The organism is Pseudomonas sp. ES3-33 (assembly GCF_000952175.1).
In the GTDB taxonomy this organism is placed as follows: Bacteria; Pseudomonadota; Gammaproteobacteria; order Pseudomonadales; family Pseudomonadaceae; genus Aquipseudomonas; species Aquipseudomonas gregormendelii.
Map to the genome: position 1 here is coordinate 61,598 of NZ_JZRI01000044.1, position 26,131 is coordinate 87,728.

The following is a 26,131-nucleotide window of genomic DNA, read 5'->3' on the forward strand; positions in this document are numbered from 1 at the left end:
CGACACCTCTTGGAGTTATTGGATTTTTCAGGTGTTTCTGTCGTGTTGTTGGTGGCTCATCGCGAGCAGGCTCACTCCCACAGTTGACGGCATTCCAAAGTGGGAACGAATGGCATGCATTCCCCTGAGGGAGCGAGCCTGGTCGCGATGGGGCCTTCGCAGACGCCTGATACCTAAACGCTGAACAACAGAAATTCACGCTCCCACGAACTGATCACCCGCTTGAAGTTCTCGTGTTCGGCGCGCTTCACCGCGACATACCCGCGCACGAATTTGCTGCCCAGGACCTTTTCGATGGTCTGGCACTCTTCCATTTGCGTCAGGGCGTCCTCGATGGTGATCGGCAGGCGCAGGTTGCGCCGCTCATAGGCGCGACCCTCTACCGCCGCGCTTGGCTGCACGCCTTCGATCATGCCCAGGTAACCACACAACAGGCTGGCGGCAATCGCCAGGTAGGGGTTGGCATCTGCGCCGGGCAGGCGGTTCTCCACGCGCATCGCCTCGGGGCTTGAGGTCGGTACCCGCAGGCCGACGGTACGGTTCTCCTCGCCCCATTCGACGTTCACCGGGGCCGAGGTGTCCGGCAGGAAGCGGCGGAACGAATTGACGTTGGGCGCGAACATCGGCAGCACTTTGGGGATGTACTTCTGCAGGCCGCCAATGTGGTTTAAAAACAGCTCGCTCATCTTGCCGTCGGCGTCGACGAAAATCGGCTGGCCGGTGCTGATGTCCACCACGCTCTGGTGAATGTGCATGGCGCTGCCGGGCTCATCGCCGATGGGCTTGGCCATGAAGGTTGCCGCCACGTTGTGCTTGAGCGCCGCTTCGCGCAGCGTGCGCTTGAATACGGTGATCTGGTCGGCAAGGTCCAGCGCGTCGCCGTGACGGAAGTTGATCTCCATCTGCGCCGGGCCGTCTTCGTGGATCAGTGTGTCCAGGTCAAGGCCTTGCAGTTCACACCAGTCGTAGACGTCTTCGAACAACGGGTCGAATTCATTGGCGGCGTCGATGGAAAACGACTGCCGGCCACTTTCCGCACGGCCCGAACGGCCCAGTGGTGCCTTGAGGGGCAAGTCCGGGTCTTCGCAGCGCTGGGTCAGGTAGAACTCCATTTCCGGCGCAACAATCGGTCGCCAGCCTTTGTCGGTGTACAACTGCAGGACTTTTTTCAGGACGTTGCGCGGTGACAGTTCAATGGGGTTGCCGAACTTGTCGAACGTGTCATGGATAACGATAGCCGTCGGCTCGATGGCCCACGGCACCACGTACACCGCGTCGGCGTCGGGCTTGCAGACCATGTCGATATCGGCCGGGTCGAGCAGGTCGTAGTAGATGTCGTCATCGACAAAGTCCCCGGTCACCGTTTGCAACAGCACACTTTCCGGCAGGCGCATGCCTCGCTCATGCAGGAACTTGTTGGTGGGTGCAATCTTGCCGCGTGCAATGCCGGTCAAATCGCTGACGACGCACTCGACTTCGGTAATCTTGTGATCTTTCAGCCAAGTGAACAGCTGATCGAAAGGGACATTCATACAGACCTCGTTATTGGTTTTATTAACGCCGGGGAGGGCGGTTTCATCCACCACACCCTTCCCCTGGGACGCGTTGACGACTATCTTGGGCGAGCCTTGCAGTTCCATCTATCCACTTTCAGCAGCACCAAAACGCACCAAACGAGTGCGTAAGGTTCACCCATGACAGCGTCCAGCCCGTTACAAGTCCAAGCGTTCAACACCGAAGATGTGGCCGAACAGATCCGCGCCACGCCCGGGTGGGTGCAGCAATACCAGCAGATGTCACCGGGGCATTTCGCCGGGCGCGTGCGTTACCTGGACCTGCAGGGCGTGGAGATTTACGAAGAGCAGATGAACACCCGGGTCGAGCAGAATTTCAGTGCGCCCCAGGGGGCGCTGGCGTTCTGTTTCGATCGCAGTGACAACGCGTTGTATGTGCTCAATGGCGAGAGCCGCAACATCTGGATCACCCCGGAGAACTACCAGGAAATCGCCGTGGTGTTCGGTCCGGACTTCGTGCGACGTCACGGCCTGGACGTTGCCAGGCTCGAGGGTCTGTTCCTGGCGCCGTTGAATTCAGGACAGAACGCCTTGTTCAGTCGCTGGCTCAGCAGCACCTTGACCCAGCTGACACAGACAATCGATCCACCCAGCAGGGAAGCCCTGACCCAACAGTTGCTCGAGGACTGCCTCTATCTGCTCGACAATGCCAGTGTGTGCCTGGATCACGGTGGTCTGCAGCGCCGCACCGAGGAACGGGCGGTGATGAAGCGCATTGGTGAGTGGGCAGCGGACTCGCCGGAGGAAACCCTCAACCTGCTGCAACTTGCCCAGGTTGCCGGGGTGTCGTTGCGCCAGGTCCAGCACGCGTTCAAGGCCTACACCGGCATGACGCCCACCCACTGGCTGCGCTTGCGCCGACTGAACAGTGCGCACCGCGAACTGCTCGGGTGCAGACCCATGGACACTACCGTGGCCGAGGTCGCGATGAAGTGGTCGTTCTGGCATCTGGGGCGGTTTTCCAGCAGCTACCGTGCGTTGTTCAAGGAACTGCCAAGCGAGACACTCAAGCGCAGTGGCCGAAACCACCGCGCAACTGGATGATCCTGTGTCTGCCAATCCCTGTGGCGAGGGCGCTCGCTCCCGCTGTTTTTCGCAGGCGTATCTTTATCCCAATCAGACTGTCGGCGCAGGTGTGGCCAACGCGATTCCCGCCGCGCCTAACCGCTTCAGTATCTCGAACAACAGATCACTCTTGGTCGCGGCGACGATCCTCGGGCTGCTGACGTAGCCCGTGACGGTCAGCGTGATGCCCTCGGGGCTGAGCTTGCTGAAGCGCACCATCGGCGCAGGCTTGTCGAGAATGGTTTCGTGCTCGCAGTAGGTGTCGTACAGCAGGTTCTTGACTTGCTCGGGGTCAATGTCCAGCGGAAAGGTCAGCTCCAGGCTGGCCACCCCCTGCGCGCTGCCGCCCAGGGTCACATTGCGCAGGTTCTGCGAGATTAGCTGCGAGTTAGGGACGATGACGATGGAGCGGTCGCTGAGCTGAATTTCCGTGGCCCGCACGTTGATCCGGCGAATATCGCCTTCGACCCCGCTGATACTGATCAGGTCGCCTACCTTTACCGGGCGCTCGGTCAGCAGAATCAGGCCGGAAACGAAGTTCTTCACGATCTCCTGCAAACCGAAACCGATGCCCACCGACAGGGCGCTGACGATCCACGCCAGGTTGGTCCACTGGATACCCAGGGACGACAGCGTCAGCAGGATCACCAGCGCGTAGCCGATGTTGGCAAATAGCGTGCTGAGGGACGCGCACATGCCCGGATCCATATTGGTCTTGGGCAGGAACTCGTTATCCAGCCAGCGGCGCAGCGAGCGGATCAGGTAGATGCCGATCAGCAGCGCCAGCACCGCGTTGAGCAAATGAGCCGGAACCACATTGAGTTTGCGCAAGCCGTCGCCACCGAGGATAGCCACCACCTGGCTGAATAATTGCCCCAGCGTGACTCCGACGCCACCGACGAACATGGAAATGATCGCCAGCAACAGCAACGCGGCGCGGCCCACACCGGACAGCACGATGGAAATTTGCTCGAGACGAGTGTCACCGATGCCGAGCAATTGTTTGAGCGCCTTGCCGCTCGCGCTCTTGGCGGAGAACAGGTATTCACAGCTGTCCTTGAGCAGCTGGATGAGCAGGTAGAAACCGCAGAGGACGAGGAAGCCCCAGACCAGTTCATAGGTGATGAAGCGTGCCAGGGACACGTAACCGATCAGCAGGGCGAACAGCGAAATGATCATGGCCACGGTGGCAGCGGAATAAATCAGCCCGGCCAGCGTGGTACTGGCCTCCGGTGAGTCGCCGGCCACCACTACGGCCCTGCGGGCTTTGTTGGCGCGGCGAAACAGCATCGCAAACAGCACGGTGACGACCAGGGCAATCACCCCGCGCCCCAGCAATATGGCCGAGGCGCTCATGCCGCTGACATTGCTGATTTGCGCCAGGCCCACCAATACCAGCAGGGTGCAGGCCACTATCCGCGGAAAGGGTTCGAGTGCGTGGGCCACGGAGTCGGAGATGGTCGGCAGCCGCCACGACGGATGCGCGGTCGACAACAGCGCGCGGCTCAACCCGGTAATCATCACGCACAGATAAATCAGCTTTTCAAACTCGTCGGCGAAATTCTGCAGCATTGGTGTCAGCGGCAGCTGGCGGGTGAGTGCGTAGAACAGCAACTGCATCGCCAGCGCGGTAGCGAGCACCGTGGCGATCACCGAAGCCAGGGCAAGCGAACTGCGACGCAAACGTCCTTCAGGCATGCGATGAATACACAGCCAGGTCAGTCCGCGATCAGCCACCCTGCGGCCCCAGCTCCAGATTGCCAGTGCCAGCACCACCAACAACACGGTAGCCAGACGTTTGCCCGGTTGCCAGGCGACTGCCAGGGCGTCTTGGGCCTGCTCTACGAACTCGCTCAAGCGCTGGCGATCGTCTTTGCGCGGGCTGAACAACGGCGACCAGAACTCCGGCCCCAGGATGCTGCCACTGCGCAGGGTGACCTCGCTCTCCAGAAGGCTGCGGCGAATGCCGGCGATCTGCGGGATGAGCCCGGCGGCGCTGGCTCTGAGCGCTGCCAGTGTGGTGAGGCTGGCGTCGATCCGGCGCTTTTGCTCAGACAGGTCAGCGCGTTGCATGGCGATTTCCGACTTCTCTGCGCCGACCTCGACCGGCGACACCGGCCCCAGCACGTCCAGTTGCGCCTGCAACTGCTTCTGCTCGGGCAGCAGCGTTGACTGCAGGGTGTCGATGTCATTGATATACAGCTGCACCGAATCCTGCAGGCCGACCATCAGGCTCAGGTTGTTCGCCTGGGAGACTTGCTGCTTGATGCGATCCAGGCGAACCTGCAAGTCCTGCAACTCGCTTTGGGACACCGAAAATGAGGGCGCTCCCGGGACTGCGGAGATCGGGTTTGGCGCCTCCGCCGCCCAAAGCACTGCGGTGCTGGCTTGAAACAGCATGACTACGCTCAACACCAGCCACTTCAATGCATCACCCATACACGCGTCCCGCCCCCTGACTTTCCGAAGTAGATAGTGCATCACCCCGTCGGCTCCATTTTGCAGCGCAGTGTCCCGGAGCCCGGCTTCTGGAATAGCACATCATCACCGGTTTGCGAAAAACTAAAGTAACCCGTGTTGTCCTTGCCGCTGTAGCGCCGACCTGTCCCCGCAGGTTCCTGGCTCAGGGTGATCGACGAGTTGGCCCAGCGCAGGTAAACCACACCGGGGTCGGCGTTGAACCAGGTAGCGGCGATCAGCGCATTAAGCCCCGCACATCGAATCGCCAGCGGGCCTTCGGTGAGCCGGTCCGGGTCCTTGGTCCTGACGATGGCAGAGCCCTGGCGCAACTGATGGGCGCGTTCGGCATAGCGGCTCACCGTACACGCCTTGGGATCCGCTTCGATGAAGCATTGATTGCGCGTCAGTGTCCAGATTTGCTGGTCGGTGCTGACTTTTCCCGGGGGCGGAACCGAGTGCTCGTCCGTGAGCGCCAGGCGGTAGAGACGGTCCAGTTCACGGTCCATTCGCGCCAGTTGCGAGTCACGACAGATCAGCTTTTCCACCGGTGCACTCGCGCTGGCGCAATCGAAGCTGGTTTTAAACAGGGGGGCAGGGGTGGCAGCCCTGGCGCAGAGGCTTGTCGCCGCGCTGGCGGCAAGCAGACAGGTGCAGATAACCGTGAGCGTTTTCATGATCGATCCAGTTTAATCGGAGATCGGCAGCACCACGGACAGCCAGGCGATCCAGCCTTTGGGGCGATGCCTGCAATCCTCCTGGTCATCGGGATTCTCGTTCTGTGATCGAAAGTCAGCTCGCACAGGCTTTTATAGTAGACACAGACTGCGACCGCCGCCGGGAAGTGCACAAGACGTTGCCTGGCATGCAGGCTCCAAGAGCGACGCTGAGCAAAGGCAACAGGATGCGGTGATCGCCAGGAACCTATGGGGGTAATTTTCCAAGCAGTGCCGCACGCCCATAATGTTAACCAATACCAGCATAAGACTGTTTAATACTGATTCCGATGCGCTTTATATTTTTAATACACCTTATAAAGCATGCTATGGTTAACCTTATTAAGGTTAAAGCTCCAATTGGTGCATGTTATGAACGACTTTTTTCCGGTTGCCTGCAGCGATACCCTCTGCAGGATAGGTCTCCTGGTGAAATCCCGGCGACTGGCTCTGGGCCTGCGTCAATCTGATCTCAAATCCGCATTGGGCATCTCCGAGCACATCCTGCGCAAGATCGAAAATGGCTCGGAGTCAGTCGATCTTCGCTCATTCATGTTGGTGCTGTGGCGCCTGGGGATCAACGAGACGGTCTTTGCGTCACTGGACGGGGTGGAAACCACGTCGCAGGTTGCTCGCTACGTCACTGACGCGGATGCCTACCAGAGCATCGCCAACAAGCGCGTGCGCCTGCCGAAAACCAAGGCGGAGGAGTTCTGATGTCCCGTGCCTATATCTACATGGAGCACCCGGACACTGGTGAACTGCTGACCCTGGGCCGGGTGACGCTGCAGGGTAAATTCGGCGAGTTCATTTATGCCCCCGACTACGTCGAGCGCGGCGGCTGGGTGCCAGATCCGATCAACTATCCCTTGCGTACCGAAGCCTATACCGGCATCAGCAAAAACCGCGGCATCCCCGGCTTCGTCAATGACGCAATGCCGGACGGTTGGGGCGAGCGCCTGCTGCAGCGTGCATTTGGGCAGGTGCTGGCACCTATCGATTTCCTGCTCAAGTCGCCGAACAACGACCGGGTCGGCAACCTCCTGGCTGGCACTGCGACTGTGCCCGCGCCCGGATTGGGGGAAGGGCCGGTGCCTACGCTCAAAGGCCTGGGGAAGTTTATCGAGGCCTGCGAAGCGGTGTACGACGGCCAGCTCGATGAGCAGTCGATCGCCATGCTCAACATCCGCCAGCAGCGCTCGTCCCTGGGCGGTGCACGACCCAAGCGCACCTTGCAGGACAGCGGAATGCTGATCCTGGCCAAGCCCCGCGATCGTTTTGACCTCTATGATTTCCCTGCAATCGAATACGCCTGCATGACCTTTGCCGCGTCGAAAGGGCTGAACGTGGCCAACACCGCATTGCACGCCGAATCACCGTCGACGCTGCTGATCGAGCGTTTCGACCGCACCCCGCTGGCCGACGGCGCCCGACGCATCCCGATGCTCAGCGCGCTGACCTTGCTTGACTCCGAATGGAACGAGCAGTACCACCGTGACTGGCGCTACGCCTCGGTGGCTGATGAAATGCGCCGGCGCGGCGTGCCCGACGGCGATCTGCAGGAGCTGTTCAAACGCATGTGCTACAACGCTCTGGTGGGTAACAGCGACGATCATCCGCGCAACCATTCGATCATCTGGCTTGGCGGGCAATGGCGTCTGTCACCGATGTACGACGTTTTACCGATTATCGATGAGGGACCTGCCCAGACCTTGTCCATGGCGGTGGGCCGCGAAGGCACCAGGATCAGCCGCGTCAACCTGCTCAGCCACCACGCGCACTTCGCCCTGACCCGCGAACACGCCGAGCACCTGCTGGACGAAGTCATTGGCTGGGAGGAAGCGCTCAAGGACTACTACGCCACCTGCCTGCGCGGCGAAGAACTGGTCATGTCCCGGGCTGCGGTCAGCACCGAGCGGATGCGGTAGCCGGCGCCTGCAGATTGGCTTGCAACCATTCTGGCCGCTGTTGTCGCCCAAACCAGCGAAGCTGTCTATCTGCGCAGCGAACTGGTGGGAGAGGGCGGTGCCATCGAAGTGGACGGCCATGGAACCGGGATCATGGCCGAGAGCAGCTGGATCAAATCCAACCGCAACCCCGACTGGAGCAAAGCCGAGGTCGAACAAGCGCTCAACGAACGCCTGGGTTTACGCAAAATCATCTGGCTACCGGGCATCAAAGGCAAAGGCATCACCGAGACCCACGTGGATTTTTACGCACGTTTCGTCAAGCCGGGCGTGGTGATCGCCAACCTCGACAACGCAGATGCGAAGGCACTGGAACTGCTGTCCGGACTTTATCCGGACAGGGAGATGGTAATGCTGAACATTGACGCGATTGCAGCGGGTGGTGGCGGGATTCACTGCGTGACCTGCCATCAACCTGCGGTGTGACAAAGACGGAGATGGAGGTGATCTGGGACGCGGTAAAATCTAATTCAACTAAAGAGACATTTAGTATAGTTAAATTCTACCTTCGTTCAGCTGTCCAATAGAGCAGGTCTTTTATTCTAGATCACAGCCAGAGCGAGTGTTCACTTGGAATGCTGGGCTGTACCTCTGGTTTGCGGAAGATTGCTCGCCAAATTATGGTTTTAGCGCTTCAGGCACCTCACACTCAGGCCAATTAACTCTCTTGCTTCTTAAGGGAATAGGCGTTTTTCACGAATCGACATCAATGCCAGTTGGCTGACAGACCATAACGCCAGTCAACAAACAGGCCATGGGTCTCGTCCTCAATACGGGTCAACACTGCGAGCTCAAATCTCGACAACAGCAAGCCGGGGCAAAAATCCATCTCCATCATGATCACGCGAAACATCGTAAACACCGTAGGAGCTGCCGAAGGCTGCGATCTTTTGACTTTGACTTTGAGATACCGCACCAACTGAACCACCAAGCAAAAGGTTTTCAAACTGAGAAATGCAGCGCCGACCAAACCAAGTCGAGGTAGAGGACAACGAAGCGCAAACGCAGTTGTGCAATCATCTTCAAGATCAACACAAGCAAACCAGATCTCAAGCATCCGAACCGGTCCCAAGAGCCCGACGATCAAATGACCACCATTTGAGAAGAGGCCACCTCGAAATCCACGCCCAACCGGGCTAACCGCGCAATCCAACGTTACGCATAATGTATATTATGTTAAATTCCATATACCTTTAGGAAGCCAGTCTCTGTCCATTTCCACTTATCCCCGGTCGCTTTTCCACAAAACCCCGCTTGCTGAAAAATCAGTAATGTTGGCGCTCCATCCTCACACTTTCCCTTAGGTCGCCCTGTCACGAATCTCCGTTTCCATATCTGACGCTTTGGAGACTGGCTAGCACTCAGTACGTCTGCTAAACGTAATTGATGAGAACGTGTGGAAACGTGAGATCCGATGCGTTACGCAGTTCATTGCAATACTAATGGCGTCTGTTACACACGCGGGATCGGGATTAAGCCGTGCCAAAACTCGAATGCCCAGCAACACACTGAGCAAATGATGCGCCCCCTGCTTCACATCAATCGGTAGACCTGTCTTTTGATTGGCGAAGATCACCCTTCACCAAAATGATGAGTATGGGCGAGTAGCGAATCGGGTATTCCATCGCGAATCAATCCGCCCTCTTCTACCCAGACTTGGGTTGACTGATAAGCACGTTGCAGCAGTTGGTCTGTCTGGTTGAAGTCGAACACTGAAGCGTCCAGTGGGCACAACGGCGGGACGACATGGATGGCTGCGCGGTCGCGGTACAACTCGATGTCACGCACAAGTTGACGCATGCTCATCAAATTGAGCGTGTGCAAGGCTAGCGCAACGAGTCCACTGGGCGGACATGGGCAGGCACAACCGAATCCGGTAGGAAGAACCAGAACCCGTGTTGCCCCCAATGCCACCGCACTGGCAATCGGCGTATTGCTGCTGACTCCGCCATCGACCAGGAACTTTTCTCCGACTCGCACGCTGGGAAACACAAGCGGAATCGCAGCGCTGGCGAGCAAAGCCTGTTCAGCACTCCCACTGGACAGAAGCTCTTCGGCACCGCTGAGCAAATTGGTGGTGACGATATAAAGCGGTAACACGGTGTCTTCGATCAATTTGACCGGCAGTGATCTGCTCACTAAACGATGCAATGCGGATGCGCTCAGCAAGTGCCCACGTCGATTAAGAATGCCCTTGAGGTATCGAACGCCGAGAACGGAAACACATCTGACTTACGCAGACTGCGCCAGAACTCCGCGAGTTCGCTCACGCCTTTGGCATTCGGTCTGGCTGCGAAGTAGGCACCGTTGATGGCGCCGACCGACGCTCCCACCACCAGGTCGAATACGACGTCAGCCTCAACCAGAGCCTGCAGCATCCCGACCTGAACCGCCCCGAGGCTTCCACCACCAGCAAGCACAAGAGCAGTTTTTAGAGTTGGCATAAACATACCCTCGTCGATAACGCCCTTCTGACGTTACAAGCCTAGCTGGGCTGGCGACATTGGCTACGAGAATGATTTCGACTCTACCCCCGCTAGGACGGCAAACACGTGGCGGCGCGCAGCAGTGAGTTCGGCTACGTGAACTATGAAGTCGAGGAAGTCAAATAGCCGCCACCTGGTTTGATTGTTCGCTAACGGCGAAAGTCACCGCCGCCGCGTTGGGTCTGAACGTGGCGGCGAGTCTGGTCCGCACCTCTCTGTCGATTTTGCCTATCCTGATTCAACTCACCCATGGATGCTTGGCCATTTGCTCGGTTATAGCCACTGGCAGGACTCTGTTGAGCACCTGCGCTCGGTCTGTTAGCACTCGATGCCGCCGGTCGCTGTTGTTGAGCGCTCCGAGCCCTCTGCTGCGTGGTTGCCTCATTGACTTCGGTGCGCTGTTGTTGCGGTTTTTTTGCAGGTTGCGCGTTGGTGGCAGAACTGGCCGCATCTCCTGCGGTAGCGCGTTTTGGTTGCGCGCTTTGTGTTGGCGGTGACGCGTTTTTTGGCGTGGGCTTGTTCACCGAAGACCAGGAGCCATCATCATATTTTTGCCAGTTCCCGTTGGTGTTTTTATAGACGTTGCCGTCACGTCCGGCGTACATATCGCCGCTCGCGGTTTTGCCGGCCGCCGCACGGCCATTGATACTGGTGCCGGCAATGGCCTTGCCGCCTGCCGAATTCTGGTACGTCCCCACCGAGCCTCTGGCCGTCGTCTGATGCTGAGTCGCCGCCCACTGGTTACCCTTCGTCACGACGGAGCTACCCCACTGGCCATAAGCATTCGAGCCTTGACGCGTCGCGCCATAAGCCCCGGTGTAAGGATTGTAGGCCTGGCCGACAGCGGCGCTGCCGTATCGCCCCGACACAGCAGCGCCCCGAGCGTAGGTGCCAGTGTTGGGATTGTACGACACCCCCCATTGCGCGCCGCCATTGGGCCCGTAAGTGCCTCTTCTGATGCCGCTGGCACCCGTGTAAGGGTTGTATGTGTGATAGGCATAGGGCATCGGACGTGGGTAATACGAAGGATAACGACCGCCCCCGATACCGATGTAGGGCGGATAGTAATACCCGTTCCCTTGCGCGATGATCGCGCCAACGACTGCGCCTGCGATGAACACACCGAGATACCCCGGCGTGTAACTCGCCTGCACCGTGCCGGCAGGCATGACTTGCTGCGTGACATACGTGACGTTGTAGACGGGCGAACTCGGTGGGATCGTATAGATGGCGGGCGGCACAGAAGTCGTGGTTTGCCACGGTCCCGCCGGTGTCGACGAGTCGAACCACACGCCCTGAGTGCAGGCATAGTAACGATTGTCGACCTTGATCACTTTGTCCGGCGTGTTCGTTGCGTATGAGAGTGCAGTGCCTTCAATGGGCTGGAACTCAGGTTCGCCGCTGTATGACACCTTGACGGCGCTCGCCGCCGCAGCAGGGTTGACTTCAACGGTTGTCGGGATCTGTGCGAGCAGTACTGCATCCTCGGCCTCTGGTGTGCCGGGCACGGAACTCAGGACCCAGGCAGCCTCGCTGTCACGCGGTATCAGGGCAAAGTCAGGCGGCAGCTGGTTCGTTGCGAACGTCCACGGCCCGCCAGGACCGGGAGCGGAAAACCATCGGCCGGCGGTGAGGTAGTAGAACGTCCGGGTCGGTGAAAAAACGAACACATTGCTCTCAGTGTTCTTGGCGACCACCAATTGGGTGCCGGGTATCGCGGTGTAGACCGGCGGCCCGTCAAAGACAATTAACTCGGCAGGGGGACTGCTGTAGTACACGCCAAGCGCCTCGGCCTTTTGCCCTTTGGGTAGCGGAATAAAGGGCTTCAGATCTGCCCACGTCGGATCCGCCGGCACTTTTGACATCGAGGCGGGAAGCGCTTTCGTTTCGACCCAGCCGCTTTTCAGGTCGGTCGAGGTCATCCATGACTGTCCGGTGAACAGGTAGTACTGGTGGCTGGCCGAGTCTGTGAACAGTGGCCAGTTGGCATTTACCACGAACGAAAGGTCTGAATGCTGGACCGGTGCGAGCGTCGGCTCCCCGTCGACATACAGCAAGATCGCCGGCGCATAGCTCACTAAGATGGCTGGCGGATCGTTCTTGACCTCTGTCACGGGCGGCGAATTTTTGTTTTGTACACTCGCCACCAAGCGATCGACTGACAGGGTCATTGAAGCCTGTGGATTGAGAAACGTGCGCACAAGTTGATCCAGCTTTTGGCTGGTTTGCGGGTCCATACCGGGAAACGCGGTGCTGGCGAATTGCGGATTGGTTAAAAGTGCCGTGCGGTTGTCGAGGTCCACATCGGTATGCGCCTGGAACGCGGCCACGCCGAGCTGTGGTTTGCTACCGCGAGGGATAATGCTAAATGCCATCCGACCGCTCAGCTCCTTGAAATCTTTCCAGTCGTCGATCTGTGGCTGGTAGTAGATGAGGGTCGCGTCCTCCCGGACAATTTCACGTGGCCAGCCAGGGTCCAGTTGGGCGGCTCGGAGCGGCAGTGCCGCAAACAATACAAACATCAGCATCAATGCACGGACGGGCAATTTTGATGTGGTCATGGTTTGTTCAGAACCTGCTTCAAGAGGAGTTTGCTACGCAGTCAGACCTATGAAGTGTAGGCGATGGCGGTGTCGCCGGGATAACACCACACTGGACGATGGCAGTAAGCGATACAGGGTCGTTGATCTTGTAGAGGGAGGTTCAGCTAGCAAGCATGGTGTGTTCAAAGTCAGGATGGAGGCAAACGCAGTTTGTTCGCTCCTGAATACCGAGCATCGACGCCAGAATGAGGTAAGTCGTGCTTCCGCCAGCTCCTGATCCACTCGTTTCGAAATCCGGCCCCTGATAACTATGCGGGATTGAAGGCCTATAGAGCAGGCACGGATTCCCGTTCCGATAGGACGCTCTGAAGCCGCTCCATGTTAACCCGCAGGCACTCACTCTCCGCTTCTTCCCGGGTCTGATAGGTGGTCTTCAGACGCAGCTTTTCCTCATTGTCATAGAGGTTGAAGCCTATTGGTGCGGTCTGGCAGTAAAAGCGCACTCCTTTACGCGTTGATCCCGTTTCCGTTGGGATTGCAGGGACAACAACAAATCTCGAAATCATCTTCACGCCCTCTCCAAGCACCTCCTCACTATTAGCGGCTATAGGCCACTATCGCAAGCGACCGCAGTCAGTTTCCGATGAGAAGCACGACCGGGCATGAGTCGATTGGATGCATCGTAAAAAGCTTGTCCGTCGCTTTTAAGCATAAAAGCCCGGGTTCTCGCTAACCAATCCCAGTTCACCAATCGGAACCTCCAAGTCCTGCCCGAAAAGGGTCTATCTAAGAGATTTTCCTATGAAAAACTCAATCTCACTAGCCTCGCGCATGGACCTTGGATTCGCTAATTGTCAGCCAACAACCATCTATGCATGAAGCAAGCTGAGCGAGGATAGGCAAATATGAAAGCCCGTAGCGACAAGTCGCACACCGTCGCCAACGACTCGGTTTGTCACAGCGCGACTGCTGGCACCATACTCAATGATCCTGACGCAGGCACGATTAACCGCCTAAACTAGGAAGCTAGGAAGCTAGGAAGCTAGGAAGCTAGGAGCGTCTCTACATCGACTTGACCGATACTACTTCAACATACTTGTACTTCTTCCTGGCAGCCTTCACGGCCTCTTGCTCGGCAAGCAACGAGCTCAACGTATCGGCCTCGTGAATCAACTCGTGCATCTTCCCCTCAAATTCATTACCAACCCGGAGCGTGACCCTAAGCCTAGGCGTAAACGCTTTCGTTACTGCTTTCTTAACTATCGGAGCTTCAACCGGCTTGGTAAGTACAACCTCGGGCGCAGGCTCCTGCACCGGAGGAGCAGAAACCTGCACTTCGGGCTCATCCGTACCGAACAGGGCACGACGCATTTCTTCTTCAGTTAATTCAGAGTTCATAGGACATCTCAAAGGAGTGGTACTTAGCTCGACAAATTTTACTAGGATTGTTACTGACTGGTGTCATCGGGGACCTGCATAGACGTCACATCCCCACTTCGATTTCGATCCGAGAGCCCCTTAACGCTCGCGAAAGCCTTTCCTTCGGCAGTCGCGTGATAAGCCCGTCAGCTGCATCACTTGCATGACGTGCTTAAAGCGTGACCGTCTCACGAACGGGCCTTCGATCCCCTGCGACATATCCAGGCGACCCCTGGTCATTACGGAGTTCTGACGGCATGCGACTCTTTCTTGATTGCGAATTGACCCAGCTCTCGGCGGCAGCGAAGCTTATATCGCTGGCATTGGTGGCCGAAGATGGACGCGAATTCTACGCGGAATTGCTCAACACATGGCGAGAAGAAGGCGCAATCAGCACGCGATTGATGACTTTACGGCTAGGCTGATTATCGAATTGTAATTTTTAAATTTTAATTTCGTTATTTCGCGTAATTAGAAAATATAAGGAAACCCCTATGAGCAGCAAAACTATCTTCGTCCAACCCGGTGGCGGCTATGAAAAGGTTGTGGTTGGCAGCAGCGAAGTCCGAGCCGCAGCACGTGGCGAAATCACCGTACGCCTCCACGCCAACTCGCTCAACTACCACGACTTCGCGGTGGTCAGCGGTATGTGGGGCCCTAGCGAAAAACGCATCCCCATGGCCGATGGTGCCGGTGAAGTCATTGCTATCGGCCCAGATGTCACTGAATTCAAGGTGGGTGACTCGGTCGTCAGCACCTTCTTCCCGGAGTGGATCAACGGTGTGCCACTGGTTGAAGGCTTTGTTAGCGTGCCAGGTGATGGCATTGACGGCTACGCCCGTGAGCAAGTGACGGCCAAAGCCACATCGTTCACTCTCGCGCCTACTGGCTACAGCCATGCTGAAGCGTCGACGCTTACCACCGCCGGCCTTACTGCATGGCGCGCCCTGATGGCCGATGACTCACTCAAGCCGGGCGACACCGTGCTAGTCCAAGGTACTGGTGGCGTTTCAATATTCGCCCTGCAGTTCGCTAAAATGGCCGGTGCTACCGTCATTGCTACCTCTTCAAGCGACGAAAAACTTGAACGTCTGAAAGCGCTAGGTGCTGATCATGTGATCAATTACCGCAAAGACCTTAACTGGGGCGAAACTGCACGCGCTCTAACGGGTGGCCGCGGTGTTGACCACATCATCGAAGTCGGCGGCCCTGCGACGCTTGAGCAATCGATGATTGCAATTCGGGTTGCTGGTCACATCTCCATCATCGGGATATTGAGTGGCGTAAGCGGTGCAATGAATTTTGTACCGGCACTGATCAAGCAAGTGCGTCTGCAGGGTGTATTGGTGGGTAGCCGCAGCCAGCAGCAAGACATGGTCCGAGCCATCAATGCTAATGGCATGCGCCCGATTATTGATCGTCATTTCCCTTTGAGCGAGATTGTCGAAGCGTTCAAGTATCAGGAAACCAACCAGCATTTCGGCAAAATTTGCCTGGATATCTAAACACGCATGAATGGGCATGATCCGTATGCCTATTTCATAGATGAGCTGACACGGCGGGCGAAGCAGCGGAGATGGTGGATGGCCAAGCGATTATTCGGCGCGAATGATCTGCCTGGCACACATTGGCACACAAGAGAGGCCAATGCGGATCCGGTTTAGTTTGAACCTCTGTTGCTTATGCGGACTCCCAACTCTACATCCAGGAGAAACGTATGACCCAGACAGCATTGGTCGTGGGCGCCAGCGGCATCGTTGGCAGCGCCATTAGTCAGTTACTGATCGACAACAAGTGGCAGGTCGCTGCGTTGTCGCGACATCCGTCGCAGGCTCCCGGAATGATCCCTATCGCGGCAGACCTTCAGGATCCGGCGTCGCTGGAACATGCGCTGGCGGATTTGAAACCCACTCATGTATTCATTACCACATGGTCAAGGCAAGCCACGGAGGCCGAGAATATTCGCGTCAATGCCGCCATGGTACGCAACGTACTCGCCGCCATTCGCCCGGCCAGGAGTGTTGAGCATGTAGCACTGGTTACTGGTCTCAAACACTACCTCGGCCCGTTCGAAGCGTATGGCAAAGGAAGCCTTCCTCAAACACCTTTTCGCGAAGAGCAGGGTCGTCTGGACATCGAAAATTTCTACTACGCCCAAGAAGACGAACTCTTCGCCGCCGCTGAAAAGGACGGCTTCACTTGGAGCGTTCATCGCCCCCATACCGTCACCGGGGTTGCCGTAGGGAACGCGATGAATATGGCAACCACCCTCGCCGTCTACGCCTCGATTTGCAAACAAACCAATCGCCCTTTTGTGTTTCCCGGATCAAGAGTGCAGTGGGACAGCCTCACCGATATGACGGATGCCCGGCAGTTGGCGAAACAACAACTGTGGGCGGCCACCACGCCGGCTGCAGCCAACCAGGCATTCAATGTCACTAACGGCGATGTATTTCGTTGGAAATGGATGTGGAGCAGGATCGCCAAATACTTCGACTTGCCTGCTGCCGATTATCCCGCTTCACTCTCACCCCTTGAGAAGCAGATGGCTGACGACCAAGCCGTATGGACGCAAATAGTTGCGGAACACGGTTTGAAAGAACCCGATATTGGGCGTCTGGTCTCCCCATGGCACACCGACGCAGACCTGGGTCGGCCCATCGAAGTTGTCACGGATATGTCAAAGAGCCGGGCCATGGGTTTCACCGCCTACCAGGCGAGCGATCAGGCATTTTTCGATGTGTTCGACAAACTGCGTGATATGAACTTGATCCCTAAGGCCGTTCCAGAACGGATAATCGAGTAGGCGCCATAGAAAGGATCGCTTGAGGCCGAGAATCCTCAACCAACACACAATGCCTATAGGCCGTTTTCAGATGGAGTGTGAATTGAAAGGGAATATGGCTCCCCATCGCTCAGGAAGCGGACGGCTAGTGCCACCAGGCGAAGCAGTCGTTCTATTCGATGGTACCTGCAAACTCTGCAATGGGTGGGCGAAATTCATCATCCGACATGACCGGGCACATCGGATCAAGCTAGCGACGGTGCAGTCTCCTGAGGGTCAGGCCTTGCTGGAGTGGGCCGGCCTACCCCAGCATGAGTTCAACACAATCGTATTAATCGCTAATCACCAATTCCACGTTCGCTCCGATGCGATGTTCAGAATTTTTGATCGCTTATCTGCACCATGGCGCTGGCTGAAAGTCGCCCGAATCATCCCTGGCCCGTTCCGCGACTGGATGTACAACAAGATCGCCCTCAACCGTTACCGGCTATTTGGCAAATATGATTCCTGCCAATCGCCTTCTCCCGATCATCGCGGTCGATTTCTGAAGCATGAATGAGTGCACACACATCACTACCATCGTCTTTGGCAGATAGAGGCCCTTTTGTACTCAAACCAAAATCACCTGGTCAGCCAGGACTCAACGTTCGGGCAGCCGTGTTCTGCTTTCCATTCTTTCAAGGTCTTGTGATTGCCGCCTTTGGTTTCGACGACTTTGCCTGTGTGAGGGTTTTTATAGAACTTTACTTGGCGAGGCTTACGAGTGCCTGAGTTTCGCCCGCATATACAGGTTTTGTACAACTCTGATTTTAATCGCGCCGCTAGTGAGAACCCTTCTGGAATAAAGTCCTCCGTCCAAGACTGGACTCGAGTGGCGCGGATTCTGATCGCCGCAGCCCGTTTTTCTGCACTCCGTTTTGTGTCAATTTTCAATCAACACTAACAAGCCGGGCCGTCATTAGTCCCCAGCCCGTTGGCATCCGAATCATATAGAGTTTCGAAATGGCCATAAAAACGTTGGGGACGCATCGTTATCATAAGCAACTACGACAGGCTCACCACAATTTACTATCCCTCAGCTCGCTGACCAGGACTGCAGCAATGTAGATAATTCTTCCGCACGTACTGGAGGGCTGAATAGATACCCTTGCACGAATGGGCAATCCATTTCTTTCAATCGTTGGAGCTGAGCGAGCGTCTCAATGCCCTCCGCTGTGATAGCCAAATTCAACGTCCTGCCAAGGGAAAGTATACTTCTGATGATGGCATCACTTCGGTCGAAGGACATCATTCTAGAAACGAAGGAACGGTCGATTTTGATGGCATCGAGCGGGTAGCGATCAATATATCCTAGGGAACTGTAGCCCGTACCGAAGTCATCAAGCGCCACGCGAATACCTAGCTGCCGAACCCCCTCCAGCACGCTTGCGGTCATCTCAGGTTCGTGAAGAAAAACAGATTCCGTAATTTCAATCTGAAGCTCGTGTGCGCAAACTCCCGTGGTCGACAGCACATTGCTGACTTGAGCTACATAACCAGGACGAATGAGCTCAGTACCTGATACGTTCACATTCAAATGCAATCGTAGAGAAGGAAATTCGTGCTTCCAGCGCATTAGTTCTGTGCAAGCTTGTTGCATGACCCAATGGCCCAACTCATGAATGACACCGATATCTTCCGCTACCGGGATGAAGACGTCTGGAGGCACATGCCCCAGCTCTGGATGTAGCCATCTGACCAAAGCTTCGACGCCACTTATTTCACCGGTCTTGACGTTATAAATCGGCTGGTAAACAACTGAAAACTCTTCGCGCGCAATGGCTTGCTTCAGCGCGTTCTGCATCAGGAGTGCATCAATAGCAGCCTTTCGCATTGAGGCATCAAATATCGTCCAGCGGCCACGCCCCTTCTTCTTAGCGGCGTACATCGCTACATCAGCGTCTCTAAGCAAATCTTCAGGTGTTTCGTGTGAGGCGTCAGTTGTGACAATGCCCAGGCTGCAGGACGTGAAAATATCTTGGCCATCAATCGCAACTGGCTGGCTGAGCTGGCTAACGATGCGTTGAGCGAGCTCAATGGCTAGAGGAGCCGTTTCACCCCCAGCCAGTAGAATTGCAAATTCGTCGCCGCCAATGCGGGCAAAGATATCGTCTCCCCGGATACAGCTTTCAAGGCGCCGCGCGACGACTTTCAGGAGATGATCACCTGCGCTGTGGCCAAGGCTATCGTTGACAAATTTAAATCGGTCAAGGTCTAGAAAAAGTACCGTGGCCGCAGGTACATAGTGAGGCTTGCTCGCAGTGAACATACTCAGCAACCTGGACATAAGATAAGCCCGGTTGTGCAACAAGGTCAGATCGTCGTGAAAGGCTGCATATGAAAGCTCCTCTTCAATGCGCTCCCTCTCTAACAGCCGCGTCTCCAACGCGACCTTCGCGTCTCTATCAGCCTGAGCCTGAAGTGCCAGCAACTCGGCTTCCTTGCGTTCGCTGATATCCCTCTGAACGGAAACCCAATGGGTGAACCACCCACGCTCGTCGGCGACAGGAACGATGCTCAGTTGCACCCAGAATTTGCTGCCGTCTTTGCGCGCGTTGATAAGCTCAACCTCAATGGGCTCCCACTTCGACAATGCGGCACGAATTGAATCGAGAGTCGCTCTGCTCGTATCTTCCGAATGGAGAATACGAGGGGTTAGCCCGATTACGTCTGAAGAGCTAAAACCCGTAGCGGTGATGAACGCGGGATTACAGTAAACAATCCTCGGGCCGGGCTGATCTATGGGCTCGGCCTCAGTGATCAGGATTGCGTCTTTCGCATTGACCACCACAGACTCAAGTAGCCTCAAGCGCTCGATCAACGGATCAATAGCCGGGACAGGTTCGGTTCCCTTTGACTCAATCAGCTTACTAAAAAGAGCGCCATGCGTTTGTAAGGCGTATGTTTGCGCGGCACTCAAGCGCTGTTGCGGCTCAGCACTGCTGACCAGCAAAACGCCCAACAAACTGTTGTCCGCCCCACGGACGGCTAGGCCAATCAGAAAGCCTTCTCGGAAATACATAAGCCGGTGAAACAAGATAGGCATGACCTGTCCTGCGGCTTCACTGATTGCGATCAAAGCTTTTTGGGAAACGACCTCACGTAGAAAGCTTTCAGTAGGGGCCTCGACGACCAGGTCTTCTTGCACGCCGTAACTGGCGATAATCGACCACTTCCCTGGCACTCCACCCACAAGCAGTCCCCTGGTGCAGTCTGCCGAGTAGGCAGCAGCCTGCACCAGCAGATTCATAGCGTCTGAGCTTTGGGTGTTGAAGTCATCGTGCATTTGATTGCCTACTTTCAAGCCATTACTGAGGCTGGTGGATACCAAGATATCACTATGCCATCACCTCCGTACGTCACTTTGACGGATGGCTCGCTGCCTAGGCTCGCGATGAAACTCGTAAGGTTGATTCGTCACGCTGAGGACGCCGCAAATGCGGGCCTTCCCACTAAAGCGCCAGACTCAATACCATTGATCGAAAAAGGCCAGCTCTAAGCACGGGCACTCGCTGACCACTTTACGCCCCCCCCCGCCTCTATCGTCTCATCACCATTCGAACGAGAAGTCGCAACCGCATTCCATAACCCCACGATGACCGAGACCGTGCGACAAGCGGTGTTGTGAAATGACTTGGTGATCATAAATATCTCAAGGTTCTGGGTATTCAGTGATCGCAATACCTTTGCGCCCTAGCTGTTTTACCCCGTACATAGCTTGATCCGCTGCCTTGAGCAATGCGTCGAGGCTCTGTCCATGCAACGGGCAAATTGAGACGCCGATAGAGCAAGAAAGGGAAAGCTCCCCAACGCTTGTCACGACTGTACCCGCAATGGAGTCGAGCACCCTCGCTGCTCTAGTTTCAGCACTTCCGGGGTTGGATAAATCCTTAATCAGAATCACGAACTCATCTCCTCCGTAGCGGGCGACCGTATCAGTCGAGCGAGTGGCCTGAAGCATGCGACTTGCGACCGCTTGAAGAACCTGATCACCGATCTCATGACCGTGCTGATCATTTATCTGTTTGAAATGATCCAGATCGATCAACAGCACCGCAAACGGTTCCGCCCGCTCTTTCCAATCGGAGAAGGCTTGCTGAAAACGATCAGCAAATAGGTAGCGGTTTGGCAGTTCGGTGAGTACGTCATGGGTCGCAAGATAGGCGGATCTTTCGTGCTCAACCTCAGCTCTTTCTATCGCCCTGAAGTGCCGAATCAGTACCCCTGGAATAAGAAAGAGAGCCGCGGCGAGAACCGAAAGGATGATCAGCGCTTGCGCAGTCAAAACGTCTGCAAAACGTAACTGACGCTCAAACAGCAGTGTCATCGGTTGCGAGGTACTTCTGATTTCGACTCGATCAGTCAGGCGCGGCAAAATCAGACGATCAAGAAAGCCAGCATTGTTGGCGTTCGTAGAGAACACGTTACTTTCAGACCCTGCCCCGGCTTTCATGACTGCGCTGATATGAACCAAGGGATCTATGTTCGAATCATTGACCGCATCCAACAGCGAGCCGGTCTGGATCAAAAGCAAAGACACCATGGTGCTTCCGAAAAAATTGGGCCGATTGCTCTCCCTTAGATTTTCGGGCCGACTCACGGACTGCATGAGAATGTAAGCGCTGCCTCCTTCGTACATAGAGAAGACAGGTGATACAACCGGCTTCGGATTATTGTGAGTGCGGGCCAACGCGTAGGAAAGATGCCCAACGGTTTCCAATCTAACGCCATAGATGGAACTGGATTCGGGAAGCGGCGGGTACATAAACAACACAGGCCAAGTCTCACTGAGGTAGGCCTGATGCTGGGCAGGTTGCTGGGTGAGACTCGGGAAGTCTTTGAGCTCAAAGTCCGGACGCCAAGTGCGGCGCATCAGAGTCTCAAATGCAGCCTGCTCCAAGATGGGAACCGCCCTCGCCGCCTCAAGCATGTAAATATGAGGGTATGCGGACAATACGGCTGACGCATAACGGGCTGCAGCTTCCGTGTCGCTCTGATCGACCGCTTGGAGAAAGGCAGAGAACCCCGACAATACCGCTTCATTGGTATCAAGCTTATTTCGCACGATGCTCGAGATGTTCTGCACGTAATCCGAGAAGCGCGTCTCCCTGCGTTGAGTTTCTGACTTAAGCAGTAACAGGGCCGAAAAACCGACCAAGCCGGCAGCCATGAGAATGAAACCCAATAAAGATCTGCGCCTTTTAGTCAACATCATCCTTATATTCCAATGCGCATCATATGTGTGGGACTTCGGTCAACCTCAGGCCTGAGCGGCGTTGCTGCCCCAATTTCGTATTAAGTGACCATCGCTAAATCTAGGGCATATCGCCGGTGAGGATCAGCGTGCGCTGGCGCAGACGGACAATCCGCAGCAGGCTTGTCCAGCCGACCAAGGCGGCGAGCTGGCAATTGCTTGAGCATCTCGGCGACCAAGTCAGCATAGCGCGGCAGACGCATCGGCCAGCGGGGCATTTGCGATTTCCCGACCCCGGGCACGTCCAACGTTATAGTCGTGAAGTCCACCAACTCATCGCGCAGGGAGTCGAAGGTACGGATCAAACCACCCTGGCCATTGAGCAATAAAAGCGGCGAGCCTTTACCGTAGATTGACACGTTTACCTGCAAGTCTTTAATGGTCAGTTTGTGCGTTGCCATGGTTTTCCCTTGCTGCACGTAGCTGAGATGGCAGTCGTGAACAAGGACGCCGATCATGTAAGTGAACAGTTTCTGGGTGCTCAGAACAGCACTGCGGCGGCTTCCCCATAAATATCTCGATCGTCTTCGGCCCGATTCCTTCAAATTCGGATAATCGGTTTTCGAATGACTGATGCTCAGGGCTCGCTTCCACAATGTTGCTCACCCTGCCAGCGTATTCAATGGTGAGCTTGTTTGCCAATGCTAGCAACCGCGACGCGGTGGTCTCGTCGTAACGCACATAGCTCGGCGCCTAACGATTGCACCAAAAGTTCGAGAGTTACGAAATGCATATGACCGAGGCTACTCAAGTCATGGAAGCGTTGTCGGCCAACGAATCAAACCTGAAGCTTCATGAGGGCTGGTCATTGATATCCGTGGTTGTCACGACACATCCTAATGGTCAGCTTCATCCCTGCTACATACTGGGGAAATCGGTGACCGTAGTTAACCATCAAAGCCCCGATGAAATTACGCGGTGCTTAGCGATCTAGTGCATCGAAAGGTGTTGGGAGGAGATTTTGGCTTATCTGGACTGGGTTCAATGGCCCGCGATGCTTGTGACCGTTCTCGCCGCATGGCTAATCGGATCGCAGCGGTCAGGACGGCGGATGATCGGGTTTGTGTGCTTCAGCTTGAGCAACGTGTTGTGGGTGATTTGGGGAGCCTATGCAGAGGCGTTTGCATTGATCGCCTTACAGGTTTGTCTATTCCTAATGAATCTCCGGGGCTTCAGGAAAAACTTCAAAGGGCAGGAAAGGGAGCAGTCTCATGACTGACGGTGGCCATCGAAGTTCTTTTTAGAACCTCGGGCATTCATCCCCAAGAGAATGCACTCAAGGAGGATCAGCGCGATCGTAAGGGGGAAACGGTGTCCTGTCTTTCATGGGGCTCGTTCAAGCGGTAACCAGACGCGCACTTCGAAACCCTCTTGTCGACCGGTTGCAGGAGAGATCAATTGCATACGCGCGTTGACCCCCTGCGCAATCGTTTTGGCAATCGCGAGGCCCAGTCCTGAACCGCTGATTTCACGGTGACCTCGCACAAAGCGCTCAGTCAGGTGCTGCAACACCGACTCCGGTACCGCCGGGCCGCCATTGACTACCCGCAGCTGTGCCTGTTCGGTGAGGCTGACTTCCACCGGTTGATCGGTTGCGCCGTACTTCAACGCATTCTCGATCAGGTTGCGCAACAAGATGCCAAAGGCGTCAGGGTCGATGTTCGAGTACACGCTGGCCTGGCCCGGCAGATGCAGCTCAATGCTTTGGCCGCCGCGCTGGCTCCACTCGTCGACCCCATGGGCCAGCAATGGAATCAAGTCCTGAGGCGTTTCGGACAACAGCCCGCCGCCCTCGGCCTTGGCCAGTTGCATGAGCTTTTCCGATAGGCGTGCCAGCTCGCGCAAGGCATTTTCGATCTTCGCCGCACGCACTCGCAACGGCCCTTCGGGCGCCTCGTGGCGTAACCGCTGGATCTGCGCCAGGGTCGCGGCCAGTGGCGTGCGCAGTTCATGGGCGCTGTTGGCGGTAAAGCTGCGCTCGGTTTCAAGGGCCTTGCGCATGCGCTCCAGCAGGTGGTTGACCGCCTCGGCCAACGGGTCGATTTCTGCCGGCAGACGGGCCACCTTGATTGGCGACAAGTCACCCACGCCCCGCGCCTCAACCGCACGACGATACGCCAACACACTGCGCAGGCTGATCCGCACAAATAACCAGGTGCCCAATAGACTCACAGGAATCAGCGCCAACAGCGGCAGCAACAAGGCAAACAAGGCCTCCCGCGCGGCTTCACGGCGGTGATCCAGGGGCTCGGCTATCTCGATAAACAGCGTCTCGCGCAACGCACTGGCGCCGTACAAGCGGTATTTTTCAGAAGTGGTAAACCCCTCAGTCGGCTGTTGATTGAAGATCTTCGGGTTGGCGTCGTGGGACTGCATCAGGATCTTGCCGCTGGCATCGCGCACCAGGTACGTCAGGTATTCCTTGTGCATTTTCAACGTCGCAACGTGCTGCGCTTCACGGGGTTCCTCCCGGTTGCTGATTTCCATCACGGCCAGCGGCAAGATGCGTTGCGCGGTCTCTTCCAGCGCACTGTCGAACGCTTCGTTCAACTCATGTTGCACCACCAGCCAGGCGCCGACAGTCGCGCCCAGCCACAGTAAGGTCATGCCCAGGGTCAGCCCCAGGCCGAGGCGTTTTTGCAGGCTCGAAGAAGACTTCATACGGCCATCAACCGGTAGCCCATGCCTCGCACGGTTTCAATCAGCTCGCGTCCCAGTTTTTTGCGCAGCCGGCTGATGTAGACCTCGATGGTATTGCTCTCGATTTCGGCACCGAAGGCATACAGCCGCTCTTCCAGCTGCGACTTGGACAACAACGCGCTGGGGCGCTGCACGAACGCTTCGAACAGCGCCCATTCGCGGGCCGTCAAGTCCACGGTGGTGCCGGCACGCTGCACGGTGCGGGCGCTCATGTCGACCTGTAAATCGCCGAGTCTGATCTGCGGATTGGGGTTGCCGCTGTAACGTCGGGCCACCGCCGCCACACGGGCCGAGAGCTCAAACAAGTCAAACGGCTTGACCAGGTAGTCGTCGGCGCCTGCGTTGAGGCCGGCGATGCGATCGGAAATCTGATCCTGGGCTGTCAGGATAATCACCGGGGTCACGTCCCCTGCCGAGCGCTGCTGACGCAAGAAATCAAGCCCGCGACCGTCCGGTAGCATCAGGTCCAGCAGGATCAGGTCGTAAGGCGTGGTGCGCACGCTGTTGCGCGCATGGGCCAGGCGCTGCACCCAATCGACGGCGTGGCCGTCATCGGCGATCTGCTCGCGCACCGCTTCCCCCAACCCTGGCGCGTCCTCGACCAATAAAACCCGCATCTGGCACCTCCTGTGGTGATTGTTGTGCCGCACCTTAATCGCCCTACCTGACGTGAATCTGAAGATTCAGCTGGTTGTCAGGAATGCACCTTAGGGTATGCCACAGACGCCGACCTCGGCAGGAGACAGATCATGAAATCAGGTTTTATTGCCCATGCCGCGCTGTTGAGCCTGATGCTCAGCGGTTACGCCTTGGCCGACGACTGCAGCGACCCGGTGAGCGACTGGCAACCGCGCGAAAACCTGCGTGAGCAGGTCGAGCGGCAATACGGCTGGAGCGTGCAACGCATCAAGGTCGACGACGGTTGTTACGAGCTCAAGGGGTTGGACCGCAAGGGCAACGTTATCGAAGCCAACTACTCACCGGCCTCGTTGCGCCTGCGCACCCTCGAGATCCATTTCCGCGACGACGGCGATGCCAGGGATTACCTCGGCAACCCGCTCACCGAATGACGCCTCTCCTGTCGAGTTTTTCCTGCGCTTCAGGTTGCTGTCAGCAAGCAGGTCCA

19 protein-coding genes and 4 pseudogenes are annotated in these 26,131 nt (G+C 56.5%); 9 read left to right on the forward strand and 14 right to left on the reverse strand.

Features of this window, described 5'->3' with window-relative positions:
- Window positions 1–173: 173 nt before the first annotated feature.
- Window positions 174–1,532, reverse strand: a complete 1,359-nt coding sequence (locus UB23_RS05945) for a glutamine synthetase family protein (RefSeq protein ID WP_045058651.1) — start codon at window positions 1,530–1,532, stop codon at window positions 174–176.
- 162 nt (window positions 1,533–1,694) lie between these two features.
- Between UB23_RS05945 and UB23_RS05950 the strand changes: the two genes are divergently transcribed.
- A complete protein-coding gene (locus UB23_RS05950) occupies window positions 1,695–2,618 on the forward strand; it encodes a helix-turn-helix domain-containing protein (RefSeq protein ID WP_045058406.1) in 924 nt (307 codons plus the stop codon).
- A 72-nt stretch (window positions 2,619–2,690) separates the two neighbouring features.
- Here the strand turns inward: UB23_RS05950 and UB23_RS05955 are convergent, their stop codons facing one another.
- Window positions 2,691–5,078 (reverse strand): DUF3772 domain-containing protein, encoded by a 2,388-nt coding sequence (locus UB23_RS05955; RefSeq protein ID WP_045058407.1) that lies wholly within the window; start codon window positions 5,076–5,078, stop codon window positions 2,691–2,693.
- A 41-nt stretch (window positions 5,079–5,119) separates the two neighbouring features.
- Window positions 5,120–5,773, reverse strand: coding sequence for an MliC family protein (locus tag UB23_RS05960; RefSeq protein ID WP_045058408.1), 654 nt, complete (start codon window positions 5,771–5,773; stop codon window positions 5,120–5,122).
- Window positions 5,774–6,184: 411 nt separating this feature from the next.
- Here UB23_RS05960 and UB23_RS05965 point away from each other — a divergent pair, with 411 nt between their 5' ends.
- From UB23_RS05965 to UB23_RS05975, 3 genes and pseudogenes are all read left to right on the forward strand, one after another.
- Complete coding sequence (locus tag UB23_RS05965; protein WP_045058409.1) at window positions 6,185–6,529, forward strand: helix-turn-helix domain-containing protein; 345 nt, start codon at window positions 6,185–6,187, stop codon at window positions 6,527–6,529.
- On the forward strand, window positions 6,529–7,740 hold the full coding sequence (locus UB23_RS05970) for a type II toxin-antitoxin system HipA family toxin (protein WP_045058410.1): 1,212 nt from the start codon (window positions 6,529–6,531) through the stop codon (window positions 7,738–7,740). Before UB23_RS05965 ends, UB23_RS05970 begins: the two co-directional genes overlap by 1 nt.
- 30 nt (window positions 7,741–7,770) lie before the next feature.
- Window positions 7,771–8,205: pseudogene (locus UB23_RS05975) on the forward strand (agmatine deiminase family protein); the annotation flags it as partial.
- A 280-nt stretch (window positions 8,206–8,485) separates the two neighbouring features.
- Here the strand turns inward: UB23_RS05975 and UB23_RS29165 are convergent.
- From UB23_RS29165 to UB23_RS05995, 4 genes and pseudogenes are all read right to left on the reverse strand, one after another.
- Entirely contained in the window at window positions 8,486–8,836 is a 351-nt protein-coding gene (locus tag UB23_RS29165) for a hypothetical protein (RefSeq protein WP_152644244.1), read from the reverse strand.
- A 515-nt stretch (window positions 8,837–9,351) separates the two neighbouring features.
- Window positions 9,352–10,223, reverse strand: a pseudogene (locus UB23_RS05980) (patatin-like phospholipase family protein).
- Between the two features lie 191 nt (window positions 10,224–10,414).
- A complete protein-coding gene (locus UB23_RS05985) occupies window positions 10,415–12,826 on the reverse strand; it encodes a hypothetical protein (RefSeq protein WP_152644245.1) in 2,412 nt (803 codons plus the stop codon).
- A gap of 1,044 nt (window positions 12,827–13,870) precedes the next feature.
- Complete coding sequence (locus UB23_RS05995; RefSeq protein ID WP_045058413.1) at window positions 13,871–14,206, reverse strand: hypothetical protein; 336 nt, start codon at window positions 14,204–14,206, stop codon at window positions 13,871–13,873.
- 515 nt (window positions 14,207–14,721) lie between these two features.
- On the opposite strand from UB23_RS05995, the gene UB23_RS06000 reads away from it, so the two are divergent.
- The 3 genes from UB23_RS06000 to UB23_RS06010 all read left to right on the forward strand — a co-directional run bounded on the left by UB23_RS06000 (window position 14,722) and on the right by UB23_RS06010 (window position 17,571).
- Window positions 14,722–15,732, forward strand: coding sequence for a zinc-dependent alcohol dehydrogenase family protein (locus UB23_RS06000; RefSeq protein ID WP_045058414.1), 1,011 nt, complete (start codon window positions 14,722–14,724; stop codon window positions 15,730–15,732).
- A 212-nt stretch (window positions 15,733–15,944) separates the two neighbouring features.
- Complete coding sequence (locus tag UB23_RS06005) at window positions 15,945–17,033, forward strand: SDR family oxidoreductase (protein WP_045058415.1); 1,089 nt, start codon at window positions 15,945–15,947, stop codon at window positions 17,031–17,033.
- A gap of 94 nt (window positions 17,034–17,127) precedes the next feature.
- The gene (locus UB23_RS06010) at window positions 17,128–17,571 is read left to right on the forward strand and encodes a thiol-disulfide oxidoreductase DCC family protein (protein WP_045058653.1); all 444 of its coding nucleotides are present in this window, start codon (window positions 17,128–17,130) and stop codon (window positions 17,569–17,571) included.
- Window positions 17,572–17,633: 62 nt separating this feature from the next.
- On the opposite strand, the pseudogene UB23_RS29995 reads toward UB23_RS06010, so the two are convergent.
- The 5 genes and pseudogenes from UB23_RS29995 to UB23_RS30160 form a co-directional block, all read right to left on the reverse strand.
- Window positions 17,634–17,783: pseudogene (locus tag UB23_RS29995) on the reverse strand (histone-like nucleoid-structuring protein, MvaT/MvaU family); the annotation flags it as partial.
- A 304-nt stretch (window positions 17,784–18,087) separates the two neighbouring features.
- Complete coding sequence (locus tag UB23_RS06015; RefSeq protein WP_045058416.1) at window positions 18,088–20,337, reverse strand: putative bifunctional diguanylate cyclase/phosphodiesterase; 2,250 nt, start codon at window positions 20,335–20,337, stop codon at window positions 18,088–18,090.
- Window positions 20,338–20,703: 366 nt separating this feature from the next.
- A complete protein-coding gene (locus tag UB23_RS06020; protein WP_045058654.1) occupies window positions 20,704–22,263 on the reverse strand; it encodes a sensor domain-containing diguanylate cyclase in 1,560 nt (519 codons plus the stop codon).
- A gap of 83 nt (window positions 22,264–22,346) precedes the next feature.
- A complete protein-coding gene (locus tag UB23_RS30155; RefSeq protein ID WP_236695837.1) occupies window positions 22,347–22,763 on the reverse strand; it encodes an alpha/beta fold hydrolase in 417 nt (138 codons plus the stop codon).
- 23 nt (window positions 22,764–22,786) lie between these two features.
- A pseudogene (locus tag UB23_RS30160) lies at window positions 22,787–22,989 on the reverse strand (DNA methylase); the annotation flags it as partial.
- 277 nt (window positions 22,990–23,266) lie between these two features.
- Between UB23_RS30160 and UB23_RS30165 the strand changes: the two are divergent.
- A complete protein-coding gene (locus UB23_RS30165; protein WP_236695838.1) occupies window positions 23,267–23,524 on the forward strand; it encodes a hypothetical protein in 258 nt (85 codons plus the stop codon).
- A gap of 104 nt (window positions 23,525–23,628) precedes the next feature.
- Here the strand turns inward: UB23_RS30165 and UB23_RS06035 are convergent, their stop codons facing one another.
- Entirely contained in the window at window positions 23,629–24,966 is a 1,338-nt protein-coding gene (locus UB23_RS06035; protein ID WP_045058417.1) for a sensor histidine kinase, read from the reverse strand.
- A complete protein-coding gene (locus UB23_RS06040; protein WP_045058418.1) occupies window positions 24,963–25,622 on the reverse strand; it encodes a response regulator transcription factor in 660 nt (219 codons plus the stop codon). The genes UB23_RS06035 and UB23_RS06040 overlap by 4 nt, the downstream gene beginning before the upstream one ends.
- Before the next feature lie 132 nt (window positions 25,623–25,754).
- Between UB23_RS06040 and UB23_RS06045 the strand changes: the two genes are divergently transcribed.
- Window positions 25,755–26,075 (forward strand): PepSY domain-containing protein, encoded by a 321-nt coding sequence (locus tag UB23_RS06045; protein ID WP_045058419.1) that lies wholly within the window; start codon window positions 25,755–25,757, stop codon window positions 26,073–26,075.
- The last annotated feature ends 56 nt before the right edge of the window (window positions 26,076–26,131 follow it).

Excerpts from the sequence above, each read along its gene's own strand:
- UB23_RS05945 (WP_045058651.1), bottom strand. The coding sequence starts at position 1,532 with ATGAATGTCCCTTTCGATCAGCTGTTCACTTGGCTGAAAGATCACAAG.
- UB23_RS05950 (WP_045058406.1), top strand. The coding sequence starts at position 1,695 with ATGACAGCGTCCAGCCCGTTACAAGTCCAAGCGTTCAACACCGAAGAT.
- UB23_RS05955 (WP_045058407.1), bottom strand. The coding sequence starts at position 5,078 with ATGGGTGATGCATTGAAGTGGCTGGTGTTGAGCGTAGTCATGCTGTTT.
- UB23_RS05960 (WP_045058408.1), bottom strand. The coding sequence starts at position 5,773 with ATGAAAACGCTCACGGTTATCTGCACCTGTCTGCTTGCCGCCAGCGCG.
- UB23_RS05965 (WP_045058409.1), top strand. The coding sequence starts at position 6,185 with ATGAACGACTTTTTTCCGGTTGCCTGCAGCGATACCCTCTGCAGGATA.
- UB23_RS05970 (WP_045058410.1), top strand. The coding sequence starts at position 6,529 with ATGTCCCGTGCCTATATCTACATGGAGCACCCGGACACTGGTGAACTG.
- UB23_RS29165 (WP_152644244.1), bottom strand. The coding sequence starts at position 8,836 with ATGCTTGAGATCTGGTTTGCTTGTGTTGATCTTGAAGATGATTGCACA.
- UB23_RS05985 (WP_152644245.1), bottom strand. The coding sequence starts at position 12,826 with ATGACCACATCAAAATTGCCCGTCCGTGCATTGATGCTGATGTTTGTA.
- UB23_RS05995 (WP_045058413.1), bottom strand. The coding sequence starts at position 14,206 with ATGAACTCTGAATTAACTGAAGAAGAAATGCGTCGTGCCCTGTTCGGT.
- UB23_RS06000 (WP_045058414.1), top strand. The coding sequence starts at position 14,722 with ATGAGCAGCAAAACTATCTTCGTCCAACCCGGTGGCGGCTATGAAAAG.
- UB23_RS06005 (WP_045058415.1), top strand. The coding sequence starts at position 15,945 with ATGACCCAGACAGCATTGGTCGTGGGCGCCAGCGGCATCGTTGGCAGC.
- UB23_RS06010 (WP_045058653.1), top strand. The coding sequence starts at position 17,128 with ATGGCTCCCCATCGCTCAGGAAGCGGACGGCTAGTGCCACCAGGCGAA.
- UB23_RS06015 (WP_045058416.1), bottom strand. The coding sequence starts at position 20,337 with ATGCACGATGACTTCAACACCCAAAGCTCAGACGCTATGAATCTGCTG.
- UB23_RS06020 (WP_045058654.1), bottom strand. The coding sequence starts at position 22,263 with ATGTTGACTAAAAGGCGCAGATCTTTATTGGGTTTCATTCTCATGGCT.
- UB23_RS30155 (WP_236695837.1), bottom strand. The coding sequence starts at position 22,763 with ATGATCGGCGTCCTTGTTCACGACTGCCATCTCAGCTACGTGCAGCAA.
- UB23_RS06035 (WP_045058417.1), bottom strand. The coding sequence starts at position 24,966 with ATGAAGTCTTCTTCGAGCCTGCAAAAACGCCTCGGCCTGGGGCTGACC.
- UB23_RS06040 (WP_045058418.1), bottom strand. The coding sequence starts at position 25,622 with ATGCGGGTTTTATTGGTCGAGGACGCGCCAGGGTTGGGGGAAGCGGTG.
- UB23_RS06045 (WP_045058419.1), top strand. The coding sequence starts at position 25,755 with ATGAAATCAGGTTTTATTGCCCATGCCGCGCTGTTGAGCCTGATGCTC.